The sequence below is a fragment of the Empedobacter stercoris genome (assembly GCF_020281205.1).
Taxonomy (GTDB): Bacteria; Bacteroidota; Bacteroidia; order Flavobacteriales; family Weeksellaceae; genus Empedobacter; species Empedobacter stercoris.
On the sequence record NZ_JACXZC010000036.1, the window covers coordinates 1 to 19,184 of the forward strand.

Genomic DNA, 19,184 nt, shown 5'->3' on the forward strand with positions numbered 1-19,184 from the left:
GGATTGCAAATATACAACCCATTTTTCCGAACTTCCAAACGCATTTTACATTTATTTTACTTTCTATCCCTAACTGATTGTTATGACGTGAAATATTTTTTGAGATTTTCAGATTTGAGAAACTAGATAGTAGATTTCTGACCCGAAAACATCGTTTTTACAGCAAGAAATGATTAGATGTTATAAGCAGTTTTTTATTCATCGTTTCCAATGTAGCTCAATTCTTTGCTTTTTTTGTCTAAGTGAAATAAAAATTGGAGTTGTGCAACAGTTACCGATATTAGGCGACGTTTTTTTCTTTATCTTTTCTGATTCTAGTAATTCTTTTTACTTCACTTGATTTTTCAGATAATTCATTTTCAATATCATAATCATCTTGAAGTCCAAGCCAAAATTTTGCAGAATTTCCAAAATAAGCACTAAGTCTTACTGCTGTATCTGCGGAAATTCTTCTATTTCCCTTGATAATTTCCGAAACTCTTGTTTGCGGAATTTCTAAATCTTTTGATAATCTATATTGCGAAATTTCAAGAGGAATTAAAAATTCTTCTAATAAAATTTCTCCTGGTGTTATGTTTCTTAACTTTTCCATTTTTTTTTGATTTTAATGATAATCCATAATTTCAACCTCAAAAGCATTGCCATTTTCCCATTTGAAAACAATTCTCCATTGATTGTTAATTCTTATACTATAGAATTCTTTTAAATCTCCTTTTAATTTTTCAAGTCGATTTGCAGGTGGAATTCTTAAGTCAGTTACATCAATCGAATTATTTATCATTCTCAACTTTCGCCGTGCAATCTCCTGAATTTCTCTTGGAAGTTTTTTGGAAACAATTCCGTTCCAGATTTTCTCAGTTTCCTTATTTCCAAAATTTACAATCATACTTTTAACGTTACTAACGTCAAAGATAAGTAAAATATTTCAAATTTTGATTTGAATGCAGAATTTTCATAAAATGTCGCCTAACGTTCCGGGACTTTGCGATAGTGGGGCAATCGAAACACAAATCTTCAATTGTGTACAAAAGTTTAATCGAAGAACAACTGTTGCACTTTGCAGTTTCGCCCCACTATTGCAAAACCGATGTGCTTGTTGCACAACTCAAAAATAAAAAAAAATTCGGATCTTGTAGTATGCAAGGACGAAAAGAATTTACCCCACAATTATTTTACGAACTAAGCTTAGAGCGGTTAGTACCACCCGATAACTTTTATCGCCGTGTAAATCAAGCATTAGATTTACATTTTTTGTACAAATCCACTCAAAAATATTACGGCACTCAAGGTCAAGAAAGCATTCACAAACCTTTGTACTATAAAATGCACGAAAAACTCACCCAAAACAAAGCATATCACCGCAGATTAGTTAAGCGTCGAAGTGCTACAGTAGAACCCGTTTTAGGAACGTTGATTAACTTTTTTAATATGAAAAAGATTAACAGCAGAGGAATGACACAAGCCAATAAACACGTTTTGATGTCAAGTTTATCTTACAACTTGAAGAAATATCTACGCTTTATTTTCAAAACCCCGAGCATTTTAGCCCAAGTTGTTCCCCTAAAACAAGGGAAATACAGCTTTTTACAAAAGCACTCCTTCACGACTTAAAAAGTGCGTTTTTAAGCAAACCTAATATTACAATTTAGCATATTTCTCTAAAAATAAACCTCGCTTAAAATGGCTTAAACGAGGTCAAATATTTTAAATTTTTATAAAAATTGGAGTTGTGCAACAGTTACCCTTGTTAGCTGATGTGTTTTTTTCTTTATATTTTAAGCGTATTTATAATTGTATTATAAATTTCTGTATATTTTTCTTTTCCTAAAAAATTCATTTTTTGAGGATGATAAGTTCTATACGCGAATTTAACATTTGGAATTTCCATTTTAGCTAATTCACGTATTCCATAATTTTCAACTTCTACAATCCTTAAGTCTTTAATTTGCTGATTTATGTGATAATCATAATCCGGACCAGAAATAAAAATGATAATATCTGGCTTTATAATGTTTATCTCTTCTTGTAAAACATTGAAATCGGTTTCCAATACATCCAAAACATAATTGGGTGGAAGACCTTTTTCATAGGCTTTTCCAATTTTCACAACATTACTCCAAAAAAAACCTATATTTTTATCTTCAAATTTATCTTTCAATAAATCAACAATCAAATTATAATGATTTTTGAAATATCCAAGATGTTGATAATATTCACCTTGATAAAAATCAGAGCAAGTTTTTAATAAATGTTCATAATCACCTCCAAATTCGCCTTCCCAATCATTATTTTCTTGTCCAAGTATCATTACTTTAATATCAGAATTTTGAAAATCCTCAGGATTTTTATGAGATAAGAGAAGCGGATTTGTTGGTTTTATTTCATATTGATCTGAATTTATGAAATCATTTAATTTAAGTTCTAAATTTCCCCAATATTTAAGATACATATCTTTAAGTTGGTCATTGATACTTTTGTTCATATTATTTTTAGGAATTGTGTTTTTAAAATGTCGGCTAACGGGAAACGTATTGGCGAAGTGGCGGATAAATTGGACGAAAAGTTCAATTTAGCGAGAACGTAGCCGATGTGTTTCCAAAGAAGCTAAATTAAAGAAAAAAGCTGAATGTGAAACACATTCGGCGGCTAAATATGCATAAACTTTCAACTTAGCCGTTACCCCGCCATTTTGCCAATGCGATGTTATCTGCTGCCCATATTTACTAATTCATTCTTTCTCTTTCGTTGAATTTATCTGTACTTTTTACTGATTTTACAGAAGACGAACCAAAATTGTATCTCAGTGAAATTCGATAGCTTCGAGCATCGAAATATTCTCTTCTGTGAACAGAATAGTTAGTAAATTCTGCTCTTGTTCTCGTTATAGATTGATTGGCTATATCTGTAACCAATAATCCAATATTTAGCTTTTTGTCTAACAAACTTATGTTAGCTCCAATGTCAAGACTTCCGAAAGAGTGGTTGTAGATATTATTATCCCAAAATGGTAAATCCTGCCAATAATTAACCAAGAGAATATACTTTTTGTCTTGGTCAAGAAATATGTTGTTGTTGATTTGGTATGAAAAGCCATATCCTGTTTTATCCTCTATATAATCAACTTTTGATTTTAGATTGTTTTGGTAAAAGGTTGTAAATAAATCGGTTTCCAACCATTTCAATTCATAGAGAAAGTAACTTGCAGTTATCCCGTAACGGTCTTGGTCAAGGTAGTTTTCATAAGTATAAATCCATTCGTTGTTTTCAAAAATATCTACACTTCCATAACCGTTTTTTACAAATTGTGCATAAGCAGAAATCATAAAATCTCCTTTGGAATAGTTTAACTGAATATTATCACTTGTATAGGGTAAAATGTAAGGGTTTCCTGTTTCATAGCTGTACGGATTATTGTACCAACGAAATGGTGTAACAGTTGAGAATTCAGGACGGTTAATTCTTCTTGAATAATTAACGGACAATTTATCTCCGTTTTCCATATTGTAAAGAGCATAAAAACTTGGGAAAAGATTTCCTTTCTTGCGTTCAGGGAAATTGTTGTTATTATTTTGGTTCTTTAAATTTACGTTGTTGTATTCGTAACGAAGTCCGCCTTTAAAACGAAATTTGCCAATATCTTTTGTTGCGAAACTTGCATACAAAGCGTAATTCTTTTCATCATACAGAAAACTTTCCGAATTGCCGTTTCCATTCAATGTGTAGTTTATTGTGGCATCATTTTTCAAAGTATAATACTGCACACCATAATCCAATTCTCCAATTTTATACGGAAAATGAAAATCAATTTGTGCAGAAAATGCCTTATAACTTTGTTCTCCTAAATTATTGAGATAATCTGTTATAGTTGTTCCTTGTTCTGTGGTTACTGTATTAAATTTTTCGGTCGGCAAATTTGCATTATAACTGGTAAATGCGGTAATTGTTTTACCAAGTGAATCTATTTTATAAATATAATTCAAGTCAGCAGAATATCTTGTATGCTCATTTCTTCTTTTTCCATCTGTTAGGAAAGTAGAAGTTGTAAATCTTTTATTGGTATAATTGTTTTCATTTACTGAATTAAAAACATTAAACGAAGTTGAAATATCGTGTTTTTCAGATGGTCGGTAATTAAGGTTCAGATAACCACCAAATTGATTCCCTTTATCTTTTCGGTCTGTTATTTCTTCAATATCATTTCCTTTGCTTTCTAAATCAACATTCAATTGTGTTAATGTGTAGTTGACATTTGCACTTGCTGAAAATTTGTTTTTATTGTAATTGAACGATATTCCGTTATTTGTTCCTGGCAAAGAGCGTTGAATATATGCACTTCTTACCGAAGCACTCCAATTTTCCTCTGTATTCATCTTTTGTGTAGTCACAATATTGATTATACCTGCATTGCCTTGTGCACTAAAATTAGCAGGTGGTGTTGTGATAACTTCAATGCTTTTCAACATTGATGGGTCAAAATTATTGAGAAACGAAACCAACTCACTACTACTTATCTGTTGTAGTTTACCGTTTACAGATACGTTTACAGCTCCTTTTCCAACAATACTGATATTATTATCTCGAACTCGTAACAAAGGAACTCTTTTTATTAAATCTTCCGTAGTAAGTGTTTTGGATAATGGGTCATTTACAATATTATATACAAGTCGGTCTATCTTTTGCTCGATGGTTTTTCTTCTTCCTTCAATTACTATTCCTTCAAGCATTACCGATGGATTTACCTCAATGATTCCTAAATCTAAATCTTGATTTAGTTGAATTTCTTTACGATACAATTCTTCTCCAAATTGTTCTATGAGTAAATGGTATGTTCCCTTATCAGCATTTAAACGAAATATTCCCAAGCTATCTGTTATTGTATATCCAGACTCGAAGTTATCGTTATTCAGCAGTACAACATTGCTAAAATCAATGGGGTATTTTTCTGTATCAACAATTTTCCCTGTAATTGTATGTTGTTGTGCGGAAACAACCAAAGGAATTAGAAAAATAAACGATAATAATGTATGATGTTGTAAAAGCCTCATTCTAAAATTCGATTAAAAATTAAAGGACAAAACTATTTATCGTTTTATTCTAAAAATTGTAAAAATGTAACCACTTACATAAAGAGCCAAATGTTGTCTTGTTCAGTATCTATATTTTTGAAAAACCAGCTTGGTTTTATTTTTGTCAAAGCCTTAAAATCTTTGATAAAATGCGATTGGTCATAAAAAAGACTTCCGTGAGATAGTGTAGTAAGGTTTTTACTTTTTTTATTTTCTATTAGCGTATTTCTAAACCGATAAATCTTACGATATTCTGAAGGTGGCTTTCCGATATGTTTTAAAAACAAAGCGTTGATATGTTTTCTGGAAATGCTATGTTTTTTAGCAATCGCATCAATTGTTAATTCAGTTTCTATATCAGCTAAAATTTGTTCCATTAAGGTTAAATCTTTCGTTACAAATTTTGATAACCAATAATTTTCAAGAAGTTCAATTTGCTTGTTACGGTCGCTTTCATTAAAAATCATTTTCATTGTTTCAGTGTAGTCAGAAAAAGGAACAAAGTTATCCATTTTCGATTGCTTGAAAATTTCAGAATTATCAATGAAATGATTTATTCCAAGCGGATTGAATTTTATAGTGATTTCATCTACTGCGTTTTCATAAACAACTTCTATTGGTTCGGAATATCTGATAACAATGTCAGCCAAAATATCATCTGTTTTAGCACTCGAAATGAAGTATGAATTTTCTTTGAGTTCTACTTTAGCATTTTGGTTTACCGAAAGAATACAGAAATTATTTGGAAATGTATAGTATTTAATCTGTTTAGATTTTTTGTTTTCCGAAATGAAATAATAACTGTCAATGTATTTTTTCAACACATCATTTTTCGGTTTATAATTGTCTAACTTCATTTCATCGACGTCGTTCAAATTGGGTTGCAGATAACTCTCGAATATACGCAACTTTCTATAAAAACCAAATGAAAAGTTAAAACAAACATTACTTGTTGAAAATAAATAAATTAAACACAATAATTAATTGCATATTTAGAATTGTTTATGGATTTTTTTTGTGTGATTTTAAATTCAAATAAAGTTTTACGTTAACAAATAAGAGTATTCTGAAATTATAATTGGCCATAAAAACATATAAAAATCGAGTGAATTTTCATTTATATTTTTTAGACTATCAAACATATTTTTCCAACCTTGAGTTCCAGTCACTATTGAAATGAAAGTAAAATAGCCTACGATACTTAAAAATAGATCTAATATTTTTGGTCATAATTTTGATTTAAGTTTCGTGAAAAATCAGCTATATCCTCAATTCGTACTTGCAGCTTACTCCCTACTTAAAGGCAGGATAAAGGCAACATAGTGTCAGTAGAGAGGCAGTAGATTGTATACAATACTTTTTTTGGACGGTTTATAGTTTGAAAAAAGGAAACTCATTGCGCGCGAGGTTTGTATTTTCACTGCATGGAATGATTAGGCGGTGACGATTTGCTGAATCAAGCAAATGGGCAGCGGCTACTTTTGGGTTATGGACTCGGGAAAGGTTTCGCAAAGCGAAATAAATTAGTCACTAATCTATACTTTCATAATCTTTTTTATCGAGTTGATGATCAATAAACGATACTTTTCTAAGTTTAGCATTTTTCTTCGGAATGATTGGGTAACCTTTGGCTTCAGCGAAAACTTTTGTGAATTTCGCTCCAAAATATAGGATGGTTGCCACGTAATAAATCCACAATAACAGAATAACAAGTGAACCTGCTGAGCCAAAAATGGAAGAATATTTGGAATTGGCGATGTAAATTCCGATTAGGTATTTTGCGATAAAAAATAAAATAGCTGTGAATACTGCTCCAACAAAAGCTGGTTTTGCTTTGATACGTGCGTCTGGTAGAATTTTGAAAAGGATGTAGAAAATCAAAATTGAAATCGAAATACTCAACGTATTATTAAGAAGAATAACGGTTGTCTTGGTCATTATTGCATCGAGCTCGAAAAGACTGAAGATTTCTTCACCAAACGACACCAAAACACTATTGAGAATAACAGTACCAATTAACACGATACCTAAAGAAAGAATGATTAGAAAAGATAGTCCGCGATTGATTGCAAGTTTGATCCACGCTCGACGAGGAACCGCCTCGACACGCCAAATAAGATTGAGACTATCTTGCATATCGGTAAACATAGTGGTAGAACCAAAGACTAAAATTCCGATACCTATATATAAAGCCAGTGAACTATCGCCTGAAATAGTAGAGTTCGCCACAAAGTTTTGAACAGCTAAGGCTACATCTGGACCAACAATATTTTTTAATTCATAATACATTCTGTTTTCGATGGCATCTTTTTTAAAAAATAAACTTGCACTCGAAATGACAATCAATATAAGAGGAGAAAGCGAAAATAAAGCATAATAAGTAAGTGATGCACTAAGTTTCATTATTCGATCTTCACCAAATTCGATAATCGTTTGCTTTATGATATTGAAGTAAAATATGAGTTGCTTCATCCAATGATTTAAAAAAATAAAGATACAAATTAGAAAAGTGACTGCAAAAAAAAGACCATTCGATGAATGGTCTTTTATACATATAATAAATATAATGATTACACTAACATAGTTACAGGGTTCTCGATATACATTCTTAATGTTTGTAAGAATTGAGCTCCTGTTGCTCCGTCCACTGTTCGGTGATCGCAAGCTAAAGATAATTTCATGGTATTACCAACGACTATTTGACCGTCTTTTACAACTGGTTTTTCGATGATTGCACCAACAGATAAAATACAAGAGTTAGGTTGATTGATAATCGAAGTAAATGATTCGATTCCGAACATACCTAAGTTTGAAACAGAGAATGTAGATTTTTCCATTTCATCTGCTTTTAATTTGCGATCTCTTGCACGACCTGCATAATCTTTGACCTCAGCAGAAATTTGAGCAAATGATTTTTGATCTGTATTTTTAACAACAGGTACTAATAAACCATCTTCTACCGCAACTGCCACACCGATATTGATGTCTCCATGCTGAATAATTTCTGTATCTGTCCAAGTTGAATTAACCGCTGGATGTTTGCGTAAAGCCATTGCGCATGCTTTCACAATCATATCGTTGAATGAAATTTTCGTATCAGGCACCGAGTTTAATTGTTTGCGCGCAGCAATTGCATTATCCATATCTAACTCAACATTTAAGTAATAATGAGGAGCTGTAAATTTAGATTCTGCTAAACGTTTTGCAATTACTTTTCTCATTTGAGAATTTGGAATCACTTTATCTTCGCCAGAAACAAAAGCTTGAGCAGGTTTGACTACTTCAAATTTTGGTTCAGCTTTTGGTTGTGCGGATGGTTGATAATTTTCGATATCCTTTTTCACGATACGTCCATTATCTCCAGAACCTTTTACCTCAGCTAAATTAATTCCTTTATATTTTGCAATTGTTTTTGCCAATGGAGATGCAAAAATTCTATCAGAAGAAGTTGTCTCTTCTACTTTATTGTTTACATCCAACTGTACAACAACTGGTTTTTCATCTTCTTCTACAATTTCAGTAGTAGGAGCTGCATTTTTACCACCATTTGCTACAATAGCAGAAACATCAGTACCTGCTTCACCAATAATTGCTAAAACCGTATCCACTGGAGCTGGTTCGTTTACTTTCGCACCTTGATACAATAAAACACCGTCAAATTCAGATTCGAATTCTTGTACTGCTTTATCAGTCTCAATTTCTGCAAGAATATCTCCTTCAGCAACTGTATCTCCTACATTTTTGTGCCAAACAACTACGGTCCCCTCTTCCATCGTATCCGATAAACGAGGCATTGTAATTACTTCAACATTTTCAGGAATTGCTGCAGTAGGTTGAACGGTTGATTTTTCAGAACTGGGAGATTCTTTAATTTCTTCTTTTTCCACTTTATTTTCATTTGTAGAATTCCCAGCAGAAATTAAACCTGAAATATCTTCTCCTTCTTGACCAATAATAGTCAAGATTTCATCAACTTTTGTTGAAACACCTTCTGCTATTCCTTGATATAATAGTACTCCATCAAATTCAGATTCGAATTCTTGGATTGCTTTATCTGTTTCGATTTCTGCTAAGATGTCTCCCTCAGCTACTTTATCTCCTACATTTTTGTGCCACTTTACAACAGTTCCTTCCTCCATTGTATCGCTTAAGCGAGGCATTGTAATAATTTCTGCCATGGTTTTTAGTTGTTTTCGATTTTATCTAAAAATGGATAATTTTCTTCAGAATAGATATAATCATACATTACGTTTTCTTGAGGATAGTCCGATTTTTCTGCAAACTCTGCACATTCTTCTACTAAAACTTTTACTTCATCAACAATTGCATCCAATTGTTCTTTCGTTGCCCAATTGTTCACTAAGATATGATTTTCTACATTCAAGATTGGATCTTCTTGTTTGTATTCTTCCACCTCCTCTTTTGTACGATACGGTTCTGCATCTGACATTGAGTGACCTCTATAACGATATGTACGAACATCTAAGAAAGTTGGTCCATCACCACGACGCGCTCTTTCAATCGCTTCGTAAGCAGCTTCCGCAACTTTTACAGGATCCATACCATCTACAGGCATACAAGGCATTTCATAACCTAAACCTAATTTCCAAATATCTTCGTGGTTAGCTGTACGAGAAACAGAAGTGCCCATCGCGTATTGATTGTTTTCACACACAAAAACTACTGGTAATTTCCAGTTCATCGCCATGTTAAATGTTTCATGTAATGTTCCTTGACGAGTTGCACCATCTCCCATCAAACAAATTGTTACACCATCGCGGTTGAAGAATTTATCACCAAAAGCAATACCTGCTCCTAATGGAATCTGTCCACCTACGATTCCGTGTCCACCATAAAAATTATGTTCTTTACTGAAAACGTGCATAGAACCTCCTAAACCATGAGATGTTCCTGTTTCTTTTCCACATAACTCGGCTAAGATACGCTTAGGATCTACTCCCAAAGCCATTGGCCAAACGTGGCAACGATACGCTGTAATCACATGATCTACACCAGGCTTCATTGCATGAATAAAACCAGCTGGTAAAGCTTCTTGTCCATTGTATAAATGTAAGAAACCTCTAATTTTTTGTTTTAAATATAATGAACGACACTTATCTTCGAAGCGACGCCAAAAAGTCATATCACGATACCATTGTAGGTACGTTTCTTGCGTTAATTTTTCCATAATTGCACAATTCCGTTGGAACAAATTTAAACTAATCTATTTAGTGTGCAAAATTGCTACCCTAAAAATTCATCTGTAAAATGCAATGGGAGCAAATCTTTAGCAGAATTAACCACTAAAACTTCACCTTCGTTTCCGGATAAGATTAATTCGATTGGTTGCGCTTGTTTCTTTTCGATTTCTAAAATATACTGACGACACATTCCACAGGGCGGTAATGGATAGTTGACATTTGGTGTAGAAACGGCTAATTTTTCTATTTTAATATTAGGGAAGTTTGCATTTACATAAGCCAACAAACCTCTTTCAGCACAAGCACCAACAGGGTAAGAAGCATTTTCTTGGTTTGAACTCGAAAAAATTTCTCCATTTTCTAATTGAACCGCGGCACCAACTTTAAAATTAGAGTAAGGTGCATAGGCTTGATGAGAGATTTCTAAAGCTTGATCAACTACTTTTTTTTGTTCAGCCTCAAGCTCATTTTTATTTTCGAATCGATCAAATTCAAAAGAATATTTTTCTTTTTTCATATAGATTAAACACTAAAGTGTTTTCATTTAATTAATTATTAAATACTTAAGTCCTTTTATCTATTTTATTAATTAGAAAAAGGAAGTAAATTTATAAAAAAATAAGATATGTTGGTAAAAATTTTTGCAAGTGCTATTTTCGGTGTTTCCGCTCAAACCATTATTGTCGAAGTAAATATCGATCAAGGTGTTGGTTATCATCTGGTCGGTCTACCCGATAGTGCAATCAAAGAAAGTAATTTTAGAATTAATGCAGCATTAAAAAATTGTAACTTAAAGTTACCTGGAAAAAAAATCACCATTAACATGGCTCCTGCCGATTTACAGAAAGAAGGTTCTGCTTATGATTTACCTATTGCAATTGGAATTTTAGCTGCATCGGAACAAATAAAATCTGAAGAAGTTGGAAACTACATTATGATGGGAGAACTTTCTCTTGACGGTTCGTTGCGTCCTATAAAAGGTGCTTTACCGATTGCAATACAAGCAAAAGAGGAAGGTTTTGACGGAATTATTTTACCCAAACAAAACGCCGATGAAGCAGCTGTCGTAGAAGGCATTCATGTTTATGCCATTGAAAATATACAGGAAGTTGTTCACTTTTTCAATCACGAGATCGAATTGCAACCTCATCAAGTTGATTTGAACGCAGCTTTTTTTCATGAAATTGAAAATTATCCGTTTGATTTTGCAGATGTAAAAGGACAAGAAAATGTAAAACGCGCCATGGAAATTGCCGCAGCTGGTGGTCATAATATTATTTTGATTGGACCTCCTGGAAGTGGAAAAACAATGTTAGCAAAACGTATTGCTTCGATTCTTCCACCGATGACTATAAATGAAGCATTGGAAACGACCAAAATTCATAGCGTAGCTGGAAAATTATCCAACAAATCGTTGATTGTAAGTCGCCCATTCTCATCTCCACACCATTCTATATCTGACGTAGCTTTGGTTGGAGGAGGATCTTATCCTCAACCCGGAGAAATTTCTTTGGCACATAACGGGGTTTTATTTTTGGATGAATTACCTGAGTTTAAACGTACAGTTTTAGAGGTTATGCGACAGCCCTTAGAAGATCGAGAAGTAACTATTTCGAGAGCAAAATTCACCGTGAATTATCCTGCAAGTTTTATGTTAATCGCTTCGATGAATCCGAGCCCAAGTGGTTATTTCATGGATGATCCGAATAATACCTCAACACTAACAGAAATGCAACGTTATATGAACAAAATTTCTGGCCCTTTATTGGATCGAATCGATTTACATATCGAAGTTAATCCTGTTCCATTTGATGATTTATCACAAGAACGACGTGGAGAAAAGAGTGCTACAATTCGAAATCGTGTGATTAATGCACGAAAAATTCAGACCAAACGATTTATAAATTCAAAAACTCATTACAATTCGCAAATGGGACCAAAAGAATTAGATGCTTTTTGTGAGTTGGACGAACATTCCAAAAATTTAATCAAAGTAGTGATGGAAAAATTAAATCTTTCTGCTCGTGCCTATGATCGAATTATTAGAGTTGGGCGAACAATTGCAGATTTGGACGATTCTGAAACTATTCTTTCTAAACATATCAGCGAAGCTATTCAATATCGAAGTTTGGATCGAAATCAGTGGATGTAAGAAGCGGTAAGTAAAAACGAATGTATTAAATTAAAAAGCCAATTGCGTTTGCAAACAATTGGCTTTTTGATTTACTTTTTGATATCTATTTTCTCGCGTTCTTTGTCTTCGCTTATTTTATAAGCTTTCAAGACTTCACGAACAATTTTATGTCGAACAACATCTTTATCATCTAAATAAATAAAACCGATATCTTTTACGTCTTTCAATATATTAATCGCTTCACGTAAACCAGATTTTTGTTTTGGAGGTAAATCAACTTGACCAGGATCTCCAGTGATTATGAACTTAGAATTTTTCCCCATACGCGTCAAAAACATCTTCATCTGCGCATAAGTTGTATTCTGAGCTTCATCTAAAATTACAAAAGCATCATCTAATGTTCGTCCACGCATAAATGCCAAAGGTGCAACTTCTATCACTCCTTTTTCGGTGTAAGTAGAAAGTTTCTCAAACGGAATCATATCTTTTAACGCATCATACAATGGTTGTAAATATGGATCTAACTTATCTTTCATGTCGCCTGGTAAAAAACCTAAATTTTCGCCAGCTTCCACTGCAGGACGTGTCATGATAATTCGTCTCACTTCTTTATTCTTCAACGCTTGTACAGCTAAGGCAACTGCTGTATAGGTTTTTCCAGTTCCGGCAGGACCTATCGCAAATACCATATCTTTATTATAAACCGTTTGCACTAATTTGTGTTGATTAGGCGTTTGAGGTTTAATCATTTTACCATTTACACCGTGAACAATGATTTCATCTTCTTTTTTCATTTGAAGCATTTCATTATTATCTTCGGTCATGATAATTTCAAGTTCACGATCAGATAGTCGATTATATTTGTGAATATGCTGAATAACTCGTTGCATTTTTTGGTCAAAAATTTTCAGAACATCCTCATTTCCAAAGACTGTTAATTCTCTTCCGCGAGCAACAATTTTCAGTTTTGGATAATATTCTTTGATTCTTTTTAGATGTTCATTATTAGCACCATAAAAATCTTGCGCATTAATTTCCGCTAATTCTATGTTAATTTCTGTCAAATGAGATTGTTTTTTTGGTTCATTTACACAAAAATAAAGAATAATAAACAATATATTTGCTAATTATTACAGAATAGTGGCAATTATTACATTAACATCGGATTTTGGAGTCAAAGACTACTTTGTTTCTAGCGTTAAAGGCGCAATTCTAAAAGAATTGGCCGATGTTACAATTGTAGACATTTCACACCATGTTAATCCATACGATTTAGCTGAAGCAGCTTACATCATTCGTAATTCCTACGAAGAATTCCCAGAAGGAACCATTCATATTGTTGGAATTAATGCATTAAGCACACCTTTTCAGAAACCAATTTGCGCCTTGATAAATCATCATTATTTTATCTGTGCAGATAACGGAATTTTATCATTGATTTGTCAAAAAAATCAACCTGAAGAAATTTACGAAATCACAGCTTATCCTGAAGGAATTGATAGTTTGTTCCCAATGAAAAACTGTTTTGTCCCTGTTGCTTGTCATTTGGCTCGCGGTGGTGTTCCTGCTTTGTTAGGGAATAAACGAACAGAAATGAAACAACTGAACGAATTAAATCCTATTTACCGCGATGATAAATTTATCATTGGTAATGTGATTTATATTGATCATTTTGGGAATCTTGTGACAAATATTTCGAAAGAGTTTTTTGATGAAATGGCGCAAGATAGAAAATTCAAAATCTTATTACGTCAAAAAGACTTTTCGATGACAGATATTACGGTCATTTACGAGCATTACCATGAAGTGGTACAAGATTTCAACAAAGAGGTACAAGCTTTTGGTCGTACATTGTGTTTGTTCAATTCGGCTGGTTTCTTAGAAGTTACGCTTTACAAAAGTAACCCAACTATTTCGGGAGGAGCAAATCAATTAATGGGATTAAAGAAAAATGATACAATTACAATTGAATTTGAAAATTAACGCAGAGAAATTAAAGAGAGTTAGAAAATTAAATGGAACCCTATAATTATTTTATTTACAAAGCAATACACGTTATCTTCGTGGTAAGTTACTTTGCTGGTTTGTTTTATGTTGTTCGTTTGATGATTTATCATACCGAAACACAACAAATGGAAGAACCGAAAAAATCTATTTTGCAGGATCAATATACATTCATGGAAAAAAAACTATGGAATGTAATTACAGTTCCAGCTTTGATAATTTTGGTGACAATGGGACTAAATATGCTTTACAAGAATCAAGGCTTACTACACTTGCCATGGATGAAAAGTAAATTGGGAATGGTGAGTGTTTTATTAATTTACCATTTTTGGTGTTGGCGAACATTGAAACAAATTCAGAACAACATTTTCAAATACACTTCTGTTCAATTACGAATGATGAATGAAGTCGCAACAATTTTACTGTTTTCTATCGTATTTGCCGTTATTCAAAAAACCATGTTTGGAGAATATTGGTATTGGTCTATAATCAGTTTCTTTGGTTCTGGTGTAATACTTATGCTTATTGTGCGTTTAATTAATCGTAATAATAAAAAGTAATATGTGGACAATCTTCAAAAAAGAATTTTCCAATTTTTATTTAGGCTTCACTGCTTATTTAGCTACCGCTACTTTCGTAATCGTTTCGGTATTATTTCTTTGGTTTTTCGATAACGAATTCAATGTTTTTAATACAGGAAATGCCTCATTAAGTAGTTTCTTTTTTATAGCGCCTTGGATTTTCTTATTTATGATTCCAGCCTTAACGATGAAACTAATTGCAGAAGAGCACGCAAACGGCACTTTATTGTGGTTATTCACGCTACCTATAAAAAACAATCAAATTATTTGGGGCAAATATTTAGCAGTTGTTTCAATTGTTATTTTCTGTTTACTATCAACTTTTTTGTTCACCATTACGTTACAAGAGTTTTTGATGCCTGAACAAGAATTAGATTACGGAACTATTTACGCTGGTTATTTGGGGCTTTTCTTGATAGGAAGTTTATTTGCTGCGATAGGTTTATTCACCTCATCAATCACAAAAAATCAAGTAATGGCGTATGTTTTAGCCGTTTTCTTTTGTTTCATCATTTTCTATGGATTCGAAAGTTTAGCGTCATATAATTTACTTGGATCGATGGATTTTTATGTTCAAAAAATTGGAAGTTTTACACATTACAACCAATTCTTGAAAGGAATTATTGACACCCGAGATTTACTTTACTTTTTGATTTTAATTGGAATCCTAAATCAAATTTCAATTCTTAATCTTGAACATAAAAAATAGTGCCATGAAAAAATTAAACAAACAACATCTAATTACTTTCGTTGCATTAATCACACTTTTTGTCATCGCTCAATTTGTTTATACACGAATTGATATGACGAAAGACAAACGTTTTACCTTAACTTCTACAACCGAAAAATTAGTAGAAAATGTAAAACAACCGCTTAAAATTGAAATCCTTTTGGGTGGAGATTTAACAGGCGATTACAGAATTTTGAAGAACGAAATTCAATTTTTGTTAGACGAACTTCGCGAAAAAAATAGCAATATTACCTATTCTTTTGTTGATCCTATCGATTTAGGTCAAACGGAATTGGAACAAAATAGATTAACGCCTGTTCCGATTAAAACGGACAAAGGTGTATTGAATGTTTATCCTTATGCCAAATTAACATACGATGATCATTCTACTTATATGGAGGTTTTGGTCAACGATCCTTCTACTCCATTTGAGCAATTAGCCTTAGCTTCAACAGAAAAATTAGAATATTTATTTGCTGAAAAAATTCAGAAAGCAACAAATTTCGAACGCAAACGAGTTGGTTTTATCGTTCATCACGACGAATTACCAGAAGTTCATATTCAGGGTTTAGGAACTGCTTTATCGGAGAAATACGACGTAGAAGTCTACCTAAATCCGATTGTAAATAAAACGTTCTCATTTCAACCATCTGACTTGGATAGCTTGAAACGTTTTGATGCCTTGATTGTTGCTAAACCAACATTACCTTTTTCTGATATGGATAAATTGGTTTTGGATCAATATATCATGAATGGAGGAAAAATGATGATGGCTGTTGAAACAGTTGATGCCGAAATGGATTCTATTTTTCGAAGTGGAAAAATCGTTGCCTTTCCAAGAGATTTGAAATTGAATGATTTCTTGTTTAATTATGGTGTACGTATTCATCCTGCGGTAATCAAAGACATGAATGGTGCGCAAATTGTTTTGGCAGATGGTGAAACAGCAGGAAACACAAGTTACAATTATTACAATTGGCCTTATTTCGAATTGGGAATAAAAGGTGAAGAAAATCCCATTACAAGTTCAATTGATCCTGTTTTATTTCAATTTGCGAATCCAATCGAATTGTTAAAAAATCCGAATATTAAACAGACTGTATTATTAAGTACTTCTGAACAATCGAGTTTGAAACCTGCATTAAATTACATTGAACTAAATGAAGTAGACATCGAAAATCCCGAAGAATTTAAAATGGGTAAAATTCCGATGGCTGTTTTAGTAGAAGGAAACTTTAATTCGGCTTATGCATCACGATACGAACGCAAAGAATTCCCGAATTTTAAACCAAAAGCAACAGATGGAAAAATGATTGTTATTTCGGATGGAGATGTCTTAAAAAATGCTTTATGGAGAGGCATTCCAATGCAATTGGGAGAAAATAAATTTTCGGTTCGTCCAGACAATCCAGATGGAAAGCCAAAAACATACGCCAACCAAACTTTTGTGATGAATGCGATGGATTACCTTTTAGGCGATGCTGATTTCTTGGCTTTACGAAATCGTAAATTAGAAATTCCGTTGTTGAGTGAAACAACTGTTTTACAAGAGAAATCGACTTGGCAAATGATTAATTTAATTGTTCCGACTTTTATTATTGCGCTTTTAGGTGGAATTGGTTACTTTATTAGAAAAAGAAGATATTCATAATGATATTGTAGGTAGTATACGTTTAGCAATATTCGCAATAGGGATTGTAGTGGAAATCCTTTTTCTTTAAAAAAAGATTGCAACGTAAAGCCCGACCCGAAGGGATTGCCCAAAAAAATATAAACAAAAAAACCTCAAGCTTATAACTTGAGGTTTTTATATGTAAAGTTGTGACGATTTTACTCTAAGTGCATAAACGCTTTTTTACTCAAAAGACGTTCTTCGCTTTCTACGTGGTTATCATCAGGCACACAACAATCCACAGGACAAACCGCTGCACATTGTGGTTCTTCGTGGAAACCTTTACATTCAGTACATTTATCGGGAACGATGTAATAAACCTCATCACTAACAGGATCTTGTACCGCATCAGCATCAAAAGTAACACCGTCTACGTTTACAATAGTTCCTGTTAGAGAAGTTCCGTCAGAATATTTCCAATCTACCGCAGCTTCATAAATTGCATTATTTGGACATTCTGGTTCGCAAGCTCCACAATTTATACACTCATCTGTAATAATTATAGCCATTGTATCTGTTTTTTTATTTCCTACATTTGCAAATACAAAATTACATTTAATTTTCAGAAAAAATGACATTTGAACAAAGGATTTCAGCATTTAGCGAATTAGGACAGTTTTTTAATTTTATTATAAATAATGATTCGATTAAAGACAACGAACTAACAGAAAAATTCGGGAAATGGAAAGAAGAAATAGACTATACAATTAGCGATGCAGAAGCCTACAACAATTGGTTTACAAAAGAAAATATTATGTTAGCCTTGAAAAGTTGGGCTGAAGCTTTGACGACTGATCATTTATTGGCTTGGACAAAAAATTATCCCTTTACGGATAAGCCAAAAAATGTTGGAATTATCATGGCAGGAAATTTACCTTTGGTCGGTTTTCATGATTTGCTTTCTGTTGTTGTATCTGGAAATAATGCCTTGATTAAAACATCTTCGAAAGATGATAAATTAATGAAATTTGTGATTAAATTTCTTCATTCGTTAAACGAAAATTTCAAATCAATTATTCAACCAATTGAACGTTTAGTCGATTTCGATGCAGTTATTGCGACAGGTAGTAACAATACAGCACGTTATTTTGAGCAATATTTTGGAAAAGTACCGAACATTATTCGCAAAAACAGAACTTCTGTTGCGGTTTTGAATGGTACAGAAACGGAAGAAGAATTAAAAGAATTAGGAAACGATTTGTTCATCTATTTTGGTTTAGGATGCAGAAATGTAACCAAACTTTATGTAAAAGATGAAACACAATTGCATAGAGTTTATGAAGCTATTTTACATTGGGGCGACATCATCAATCATCCGAAGTATGCGAATAATTACGATTATAATCGTGCTATTTATTTATTAGGAAAAGATGAATTCTTGGACAATAATTTTGTTATGATGAAAAAAGATACTTCTTTGCATTCTGCGATTGCTGTGATAAATTTTGAAGTTTATCAAGACATAAATGAAGTTAAAAACTTTTTGAGAGAAAATGAAGATCAAATACAATGTGTGGTTGGAAATGATATGAAAGACAATCCGAATTATGTTGATTTTGGACAAACACAATTCCCGAAATTAACCGATTACGCTGATAATATAGATACACTAAAGTTTTTGGCGGAGTTATAAATGTTAGATGTTAGATGTTAGATGTTAGATGTTAGATGTTAGATGTTAGATGTTAGATGTTAGATGTTAGATGTTAGATGCAAAAACATTAGCGTCCTAAACGTTAAAAGAAAGCGTAAAAACAGCGCGTAAATTTCGGATCTCAAATTATCTTTGAGTTGGA

General features: G+C 32.8%; 17 protein-coding genes and 1 pseudogene. 7 read left to right on the forward strand and 11 right to left on the reverse strand.

Annotation, left to right across the window (positions count from 1 at the left end; genetic code table 11):
• Window positions 1-280 precede the first annotated feature (280 nt).
• Together IF125_RS13010 and IF125_RS13015 are read right to left on the reverse strand one after the other, a co-directional pair.
• On the reverse strand, window positions 281-592 hold the full coding sequence (locus IF125_RS13010; protein ID WP_225542785.1) for a HigA family addiction module antitoxin: 312 nt from the start codon (window positions 590-592) through the stop codon (window positions 281-283).
• Between the two features lie 12 nt (window positions 593-604).
• Entirely contained in the window at window positions 605-886 is a 282-nt protein-coding gene (locus IF125_RS13015; protein WP_225542786.1) for a type II toxin-antitoxin system RelE/ParE family toxin, read from the reverse strand.
• Window positions 887-1,290: 404 nt separating this feature from the next.
• Here IF125_RS13015 and IF125_RS14390 point away from each other — a divergent pair.
• Window positions 1,291-1,611: pseudogene (locus IF125_RS14390) on the forward strand (transposase); the annotation flags it as partial.
• 157 nt (window positions 1,612-1,768) lie between these two features.
• On the opposite strand, the gene IF125_RS13025 reads toward IF125_RS14390, so the two are convergent.
• From IF125_RS13025 to IF125_RS13055, 7 genes are all read right to left on the reverse strand, one after another.
• Window positions 1,769-2,482, reverse strand: coding sequence for a hypothetical protein (locus tag IF125_RS13025; RefSeq protein ID WP_225542788.1), 714 nt, complete (start codon window positions 2,480-2,482; stop codon window positions 1,769-1,771).
• Between the two features lie 241 nt (window positions 2,483-2,723).
• On the reverse strand, window positions 2,724-5,045 hold the full coding sequence (locus IF125_RS13030) for a TonB-dependent receptor domain-containing protein (protein WP_225542789.1): 2,322 nt from the start codon (window positions 5,043-5,045) through the stop codon (window positions 2,724-2,726).
• 74 nt (window positions 5,046-5,119) lie between these two features.
• Window positions 5,120-5,923, reverse strand: a complete 804-nt coding sequence (locus IF125_RS13035) for a helix-turn-helix domain-containing protein (protein ID WP_225542790.1) — start codon at window positions 5,921-5,923, stop codon at window positions 5,120-5,122.
• Between the two features lie 673 nt (window positions 5,924-6,596).
• A complete protein-coding gene (locus IF125_RS13040) occupies window positions 6,597-7,538 on the reverse strand; it encodes a YihY/virulence factor BrkB family protein (protein WP_171623547.1) in 942 nt (313 codons plus the stop codon).
• A 98-nt stretch (window positions 7,539-7,636) separates the two neighbouring features.
• Window positions 7,637-9,244, reverse strand: a complete 1,608-nt coding sequence (locus IF125_RS13045) for a pyruvate dehydrogenase complex dihydrolipoamide acetyltransferase (RefSeq protein WP_225542791.1) — start codon at window positions 9,242-9,244, stop codon at window positions 7,637-7,639.
• Window positions 9,245-9,249: 5 nt separating this feature from the next.
• Window positions 9,250-10,254: a pyruvate dehydrogenase (acetyl-transferring) E1 component subunit alpha gene (gene pdhA, locus IF125_RS13050; RefSeq protein ID WP_171623545.1), complete on the reverse strand. Its 1,005-nt coding sequence runs from the start codon at window positions 10,252-10,254 to the stop codon at window positions 9,250-9,252.
• A 56-nt stretch (window positions 10,255-10,310) separates the two neighbouring features.
• Window positions 10,311-10,784 carry a cytidine deaminase gene (locus tag IF125_RS13055; RefSeq protein ID WP_171623544.1) on the reverse strand — a complete coding sequence of 158 codons (474 nt, stop codon included), beginning with the start codon at window positions 10,782-10,784 and terminating at the stop codon, window positions 10,311-10,313.
• Window positions 10,785-10,892: 108 nt separating this feature from the next.
• Between IF125_RS13055 and IF125_RS13060 the strand changes: the two genes are divergently transcribed.
• Complete coding sequence (locus IF125_RS13060; RefSeq protein ID WP_171623543.1) at window positions 10,893-12,419, forward strand: YifB family Mg chelatase-like AAA ATPase; 1,527 nt, start codon at window positions 10,893-10,895, stop codon at window positions 12,417-12,419.
• A 71-nt stretch (window positions 12,420-12,490) separates the two neighbouring features.
• Here IF125_RS13060 and IF125_RS13065 read toward each other — a convergent pair whose 3' ends face one another.
• Complete coding sequence (locus IF125_RS13065; RefSeq protein WP_171623542.1) at window positions 12,491-13,465, reverse strand: PhoH family protein; 975 nt, start codon at window positions 13,463-13,465, stop codon at window positions 12,491-12,493.
• Between the two features lie 76 nt (window positions 13,466-13,541).
• On the opposite strand from IF125_RS13065, the gene IF125_RS13070 reads away from it, so the two are divergent.
• Genes IF125_RS13070 through gldG form a run of 4 tightly spaced genes read left to right on the forward strand, consistent with a single transcriptional unit; the run spans window position 13,542 to window position 17,367 of the window.
• A complete protein-coding gene (locus IF125_RS13070) occupies window positions 13,542-14,384 on the forward strand; it encodes an SAM hydrolase/SAM-dependent halogenase family protein (protein WP_171623541.1) in 843 nt (280 codons plus the stop codon).
• A gap of 32 nt (window positions 14,385-14,416) precedes the next feature.
• On the forward strand, window positions 14,417-14,965 hold the full coding sequence (locus IF125_RS13075; RefSeq protein WP_225542792.1) for a CopD family protein: 549 nt from the start codon (window positions 14,417-14,419) through the stop codon (window positions 14,963-14,965).
• Window position 14,966: 1 nt separating this feature from the next.
• Window positions 14,967-15,695: an ABC transporter permease subunit gene (locus IF125_RS13080; RefSeq protein ID WP_225542793.1), complete on the forward strand. Its 729-nt coding sequence runs from the start codon at window positions 14,967-14,969 to the stop codon at window positions 15,693-15,695.
• 4 nt (window positions 15,696-15,699) lie between these two features.
• A complete protein-coding gene (gldG, locus tag IF125_RS13085; RefSeq protein ID WP_225542794.1) occupies window positions 15,700-17,367 on the forward strand; it encodes a gliding motility-associated ABC transporter substrate-binding protein GldG in 1,668 nt (555 codons plus the stop codon).
• A 179-nt stretch (window positions 17,368-17,546) separates the two neighbouring features.
• On the opposite strand, the gene IF125_RS13090 is transcribed toward gldG, so the two are convergent.
• Window positions 17,547-17,897 (reverse strand): 4Fe-4S dicluster domain-containing protein, encoded by a 351-nt coding sequence (locus IF125_RS13090; protein WP_171623537.1) that lies wholly within the window; start codon window positions 17,895-17,897, stop codon window positions 17,547-17,549.
• A gap of 62 nt (window positions 17,898-17,959) precedes the next feature.
• Here IF125_RS13090 and IF125_RS13095 point away from each other — a divergent pair, with 62 nt between their 5' ends.
• The gene (locus IF125_RS13095; protein WP_225542795.1) at window positions 17,960-19,021 is read left to right on the forward strand and encodes an acyl-CoA reductase; all 1,062 of its coding nucleotides are present in this window, start codon (window positions 17,960-17,962) and stop codon (window positions 19,019-19,021) included.
• The last annotated feature ends 163 nt before the right edge of the window (window positions 19,022-19,184 follow it).

Coding starts and splice junctions, on each gene's coding strand:
- pdhA (WP_171623545.1), bottom strand. CDS start 10,254: ATGGAAAAATTAACGCAAGAAACGTACCTACAATGGTATCGTGATATG.
- IF125_RS13040 (WP_171623547.1), bottom strand. CDS start 7,538: ATGAAGCAACTCATATTTTACTTCAATATCATAAAGCAAACGATTATC.
- IF125_RS13090 (WP_171623537.1), bottom strand. CDS start 17,897: ATGGCTATAATTATTACAGATGAGTGTATAAATTGTGGAGCTTGCGAA.
- IF125_RS13095 (WP_225542795.1), top strand. CDS start 17,960: ATGACATTTGAACAAAGGATTTCAGCATTTAGCGAATTAGGACAGTTT.
- IF125_RS13055 (WP_171623544.1), bottom strand. CDS start 10,784: ATGAAAAAAGAAAAATATTCTTTTGAATTTGATCGATTCGAAAATAAA.
- gldG (WP_225542794.1), top strand. CDS start 15,700: ATGAAAAAATTAAACAAACAACATCTAATTACTTTCGTTGCATTAATC.
- IF125_RS13075 (WP_225542792.1), top strand. CDS start 14,417: ATGGAACCCTATAATTATTTTATTTACAAAGCAATACACGTTATCTTC.
- IF125_RS13045 (WP_225542791.1), bottom strand. CDS start 9,244: ATGGCAGAAATTATTACAATGCCTCGCTTAAGCGATACAATGGAGGAA.
- IF125_RS13010 (WP_225542785.1), bottom strand. CDS start 592: ATGGAAAAGTTAAGAAACATAACACCAGGAGAAATTTTATTAGAAGAA.
- IF125_RS13030 (WP_225542789.1), bottom strand. CDS start 5,045: ATGAGGCTTTTACAACATCATACATTATTATCGTTTATTTTTCTAATT.
- IF125_RS13025 (WP_225542788.1), bottom strand. CDS start 2,482: ATGAACAAAAGTATCAATGACCAACTTAAAGATATGTATCTTAAATAT.
- IF125_RS13060 (WP_171623543.1), top strand. CDS start 10,893: ATGTTGGTAAAAATTTTTGCAAGTGCTATTTTCGGTGTTTCCGCTCAA.
- IF125_RS13035 (WP_225542790.1), bottom strand. CDS start 5,923: ATGAAGTTAGACAATTATAAACCGAAAAATGATGTGTTGAAAAAATAC.
- IF125_RS13080 (WP_225542793.1), top strand. CDS start 14,967: ATGTGGACAATCTTCAAAAAAGAATTTTCCAATTTTTATTTAGGCTTC.
- IF125_RS13015 (WP_225542786.1), bottom strand. CDS start 886: ATGATTGTAAATTTTGGAAATAAGGAAACTGAGAAAATCTGGAACGGA.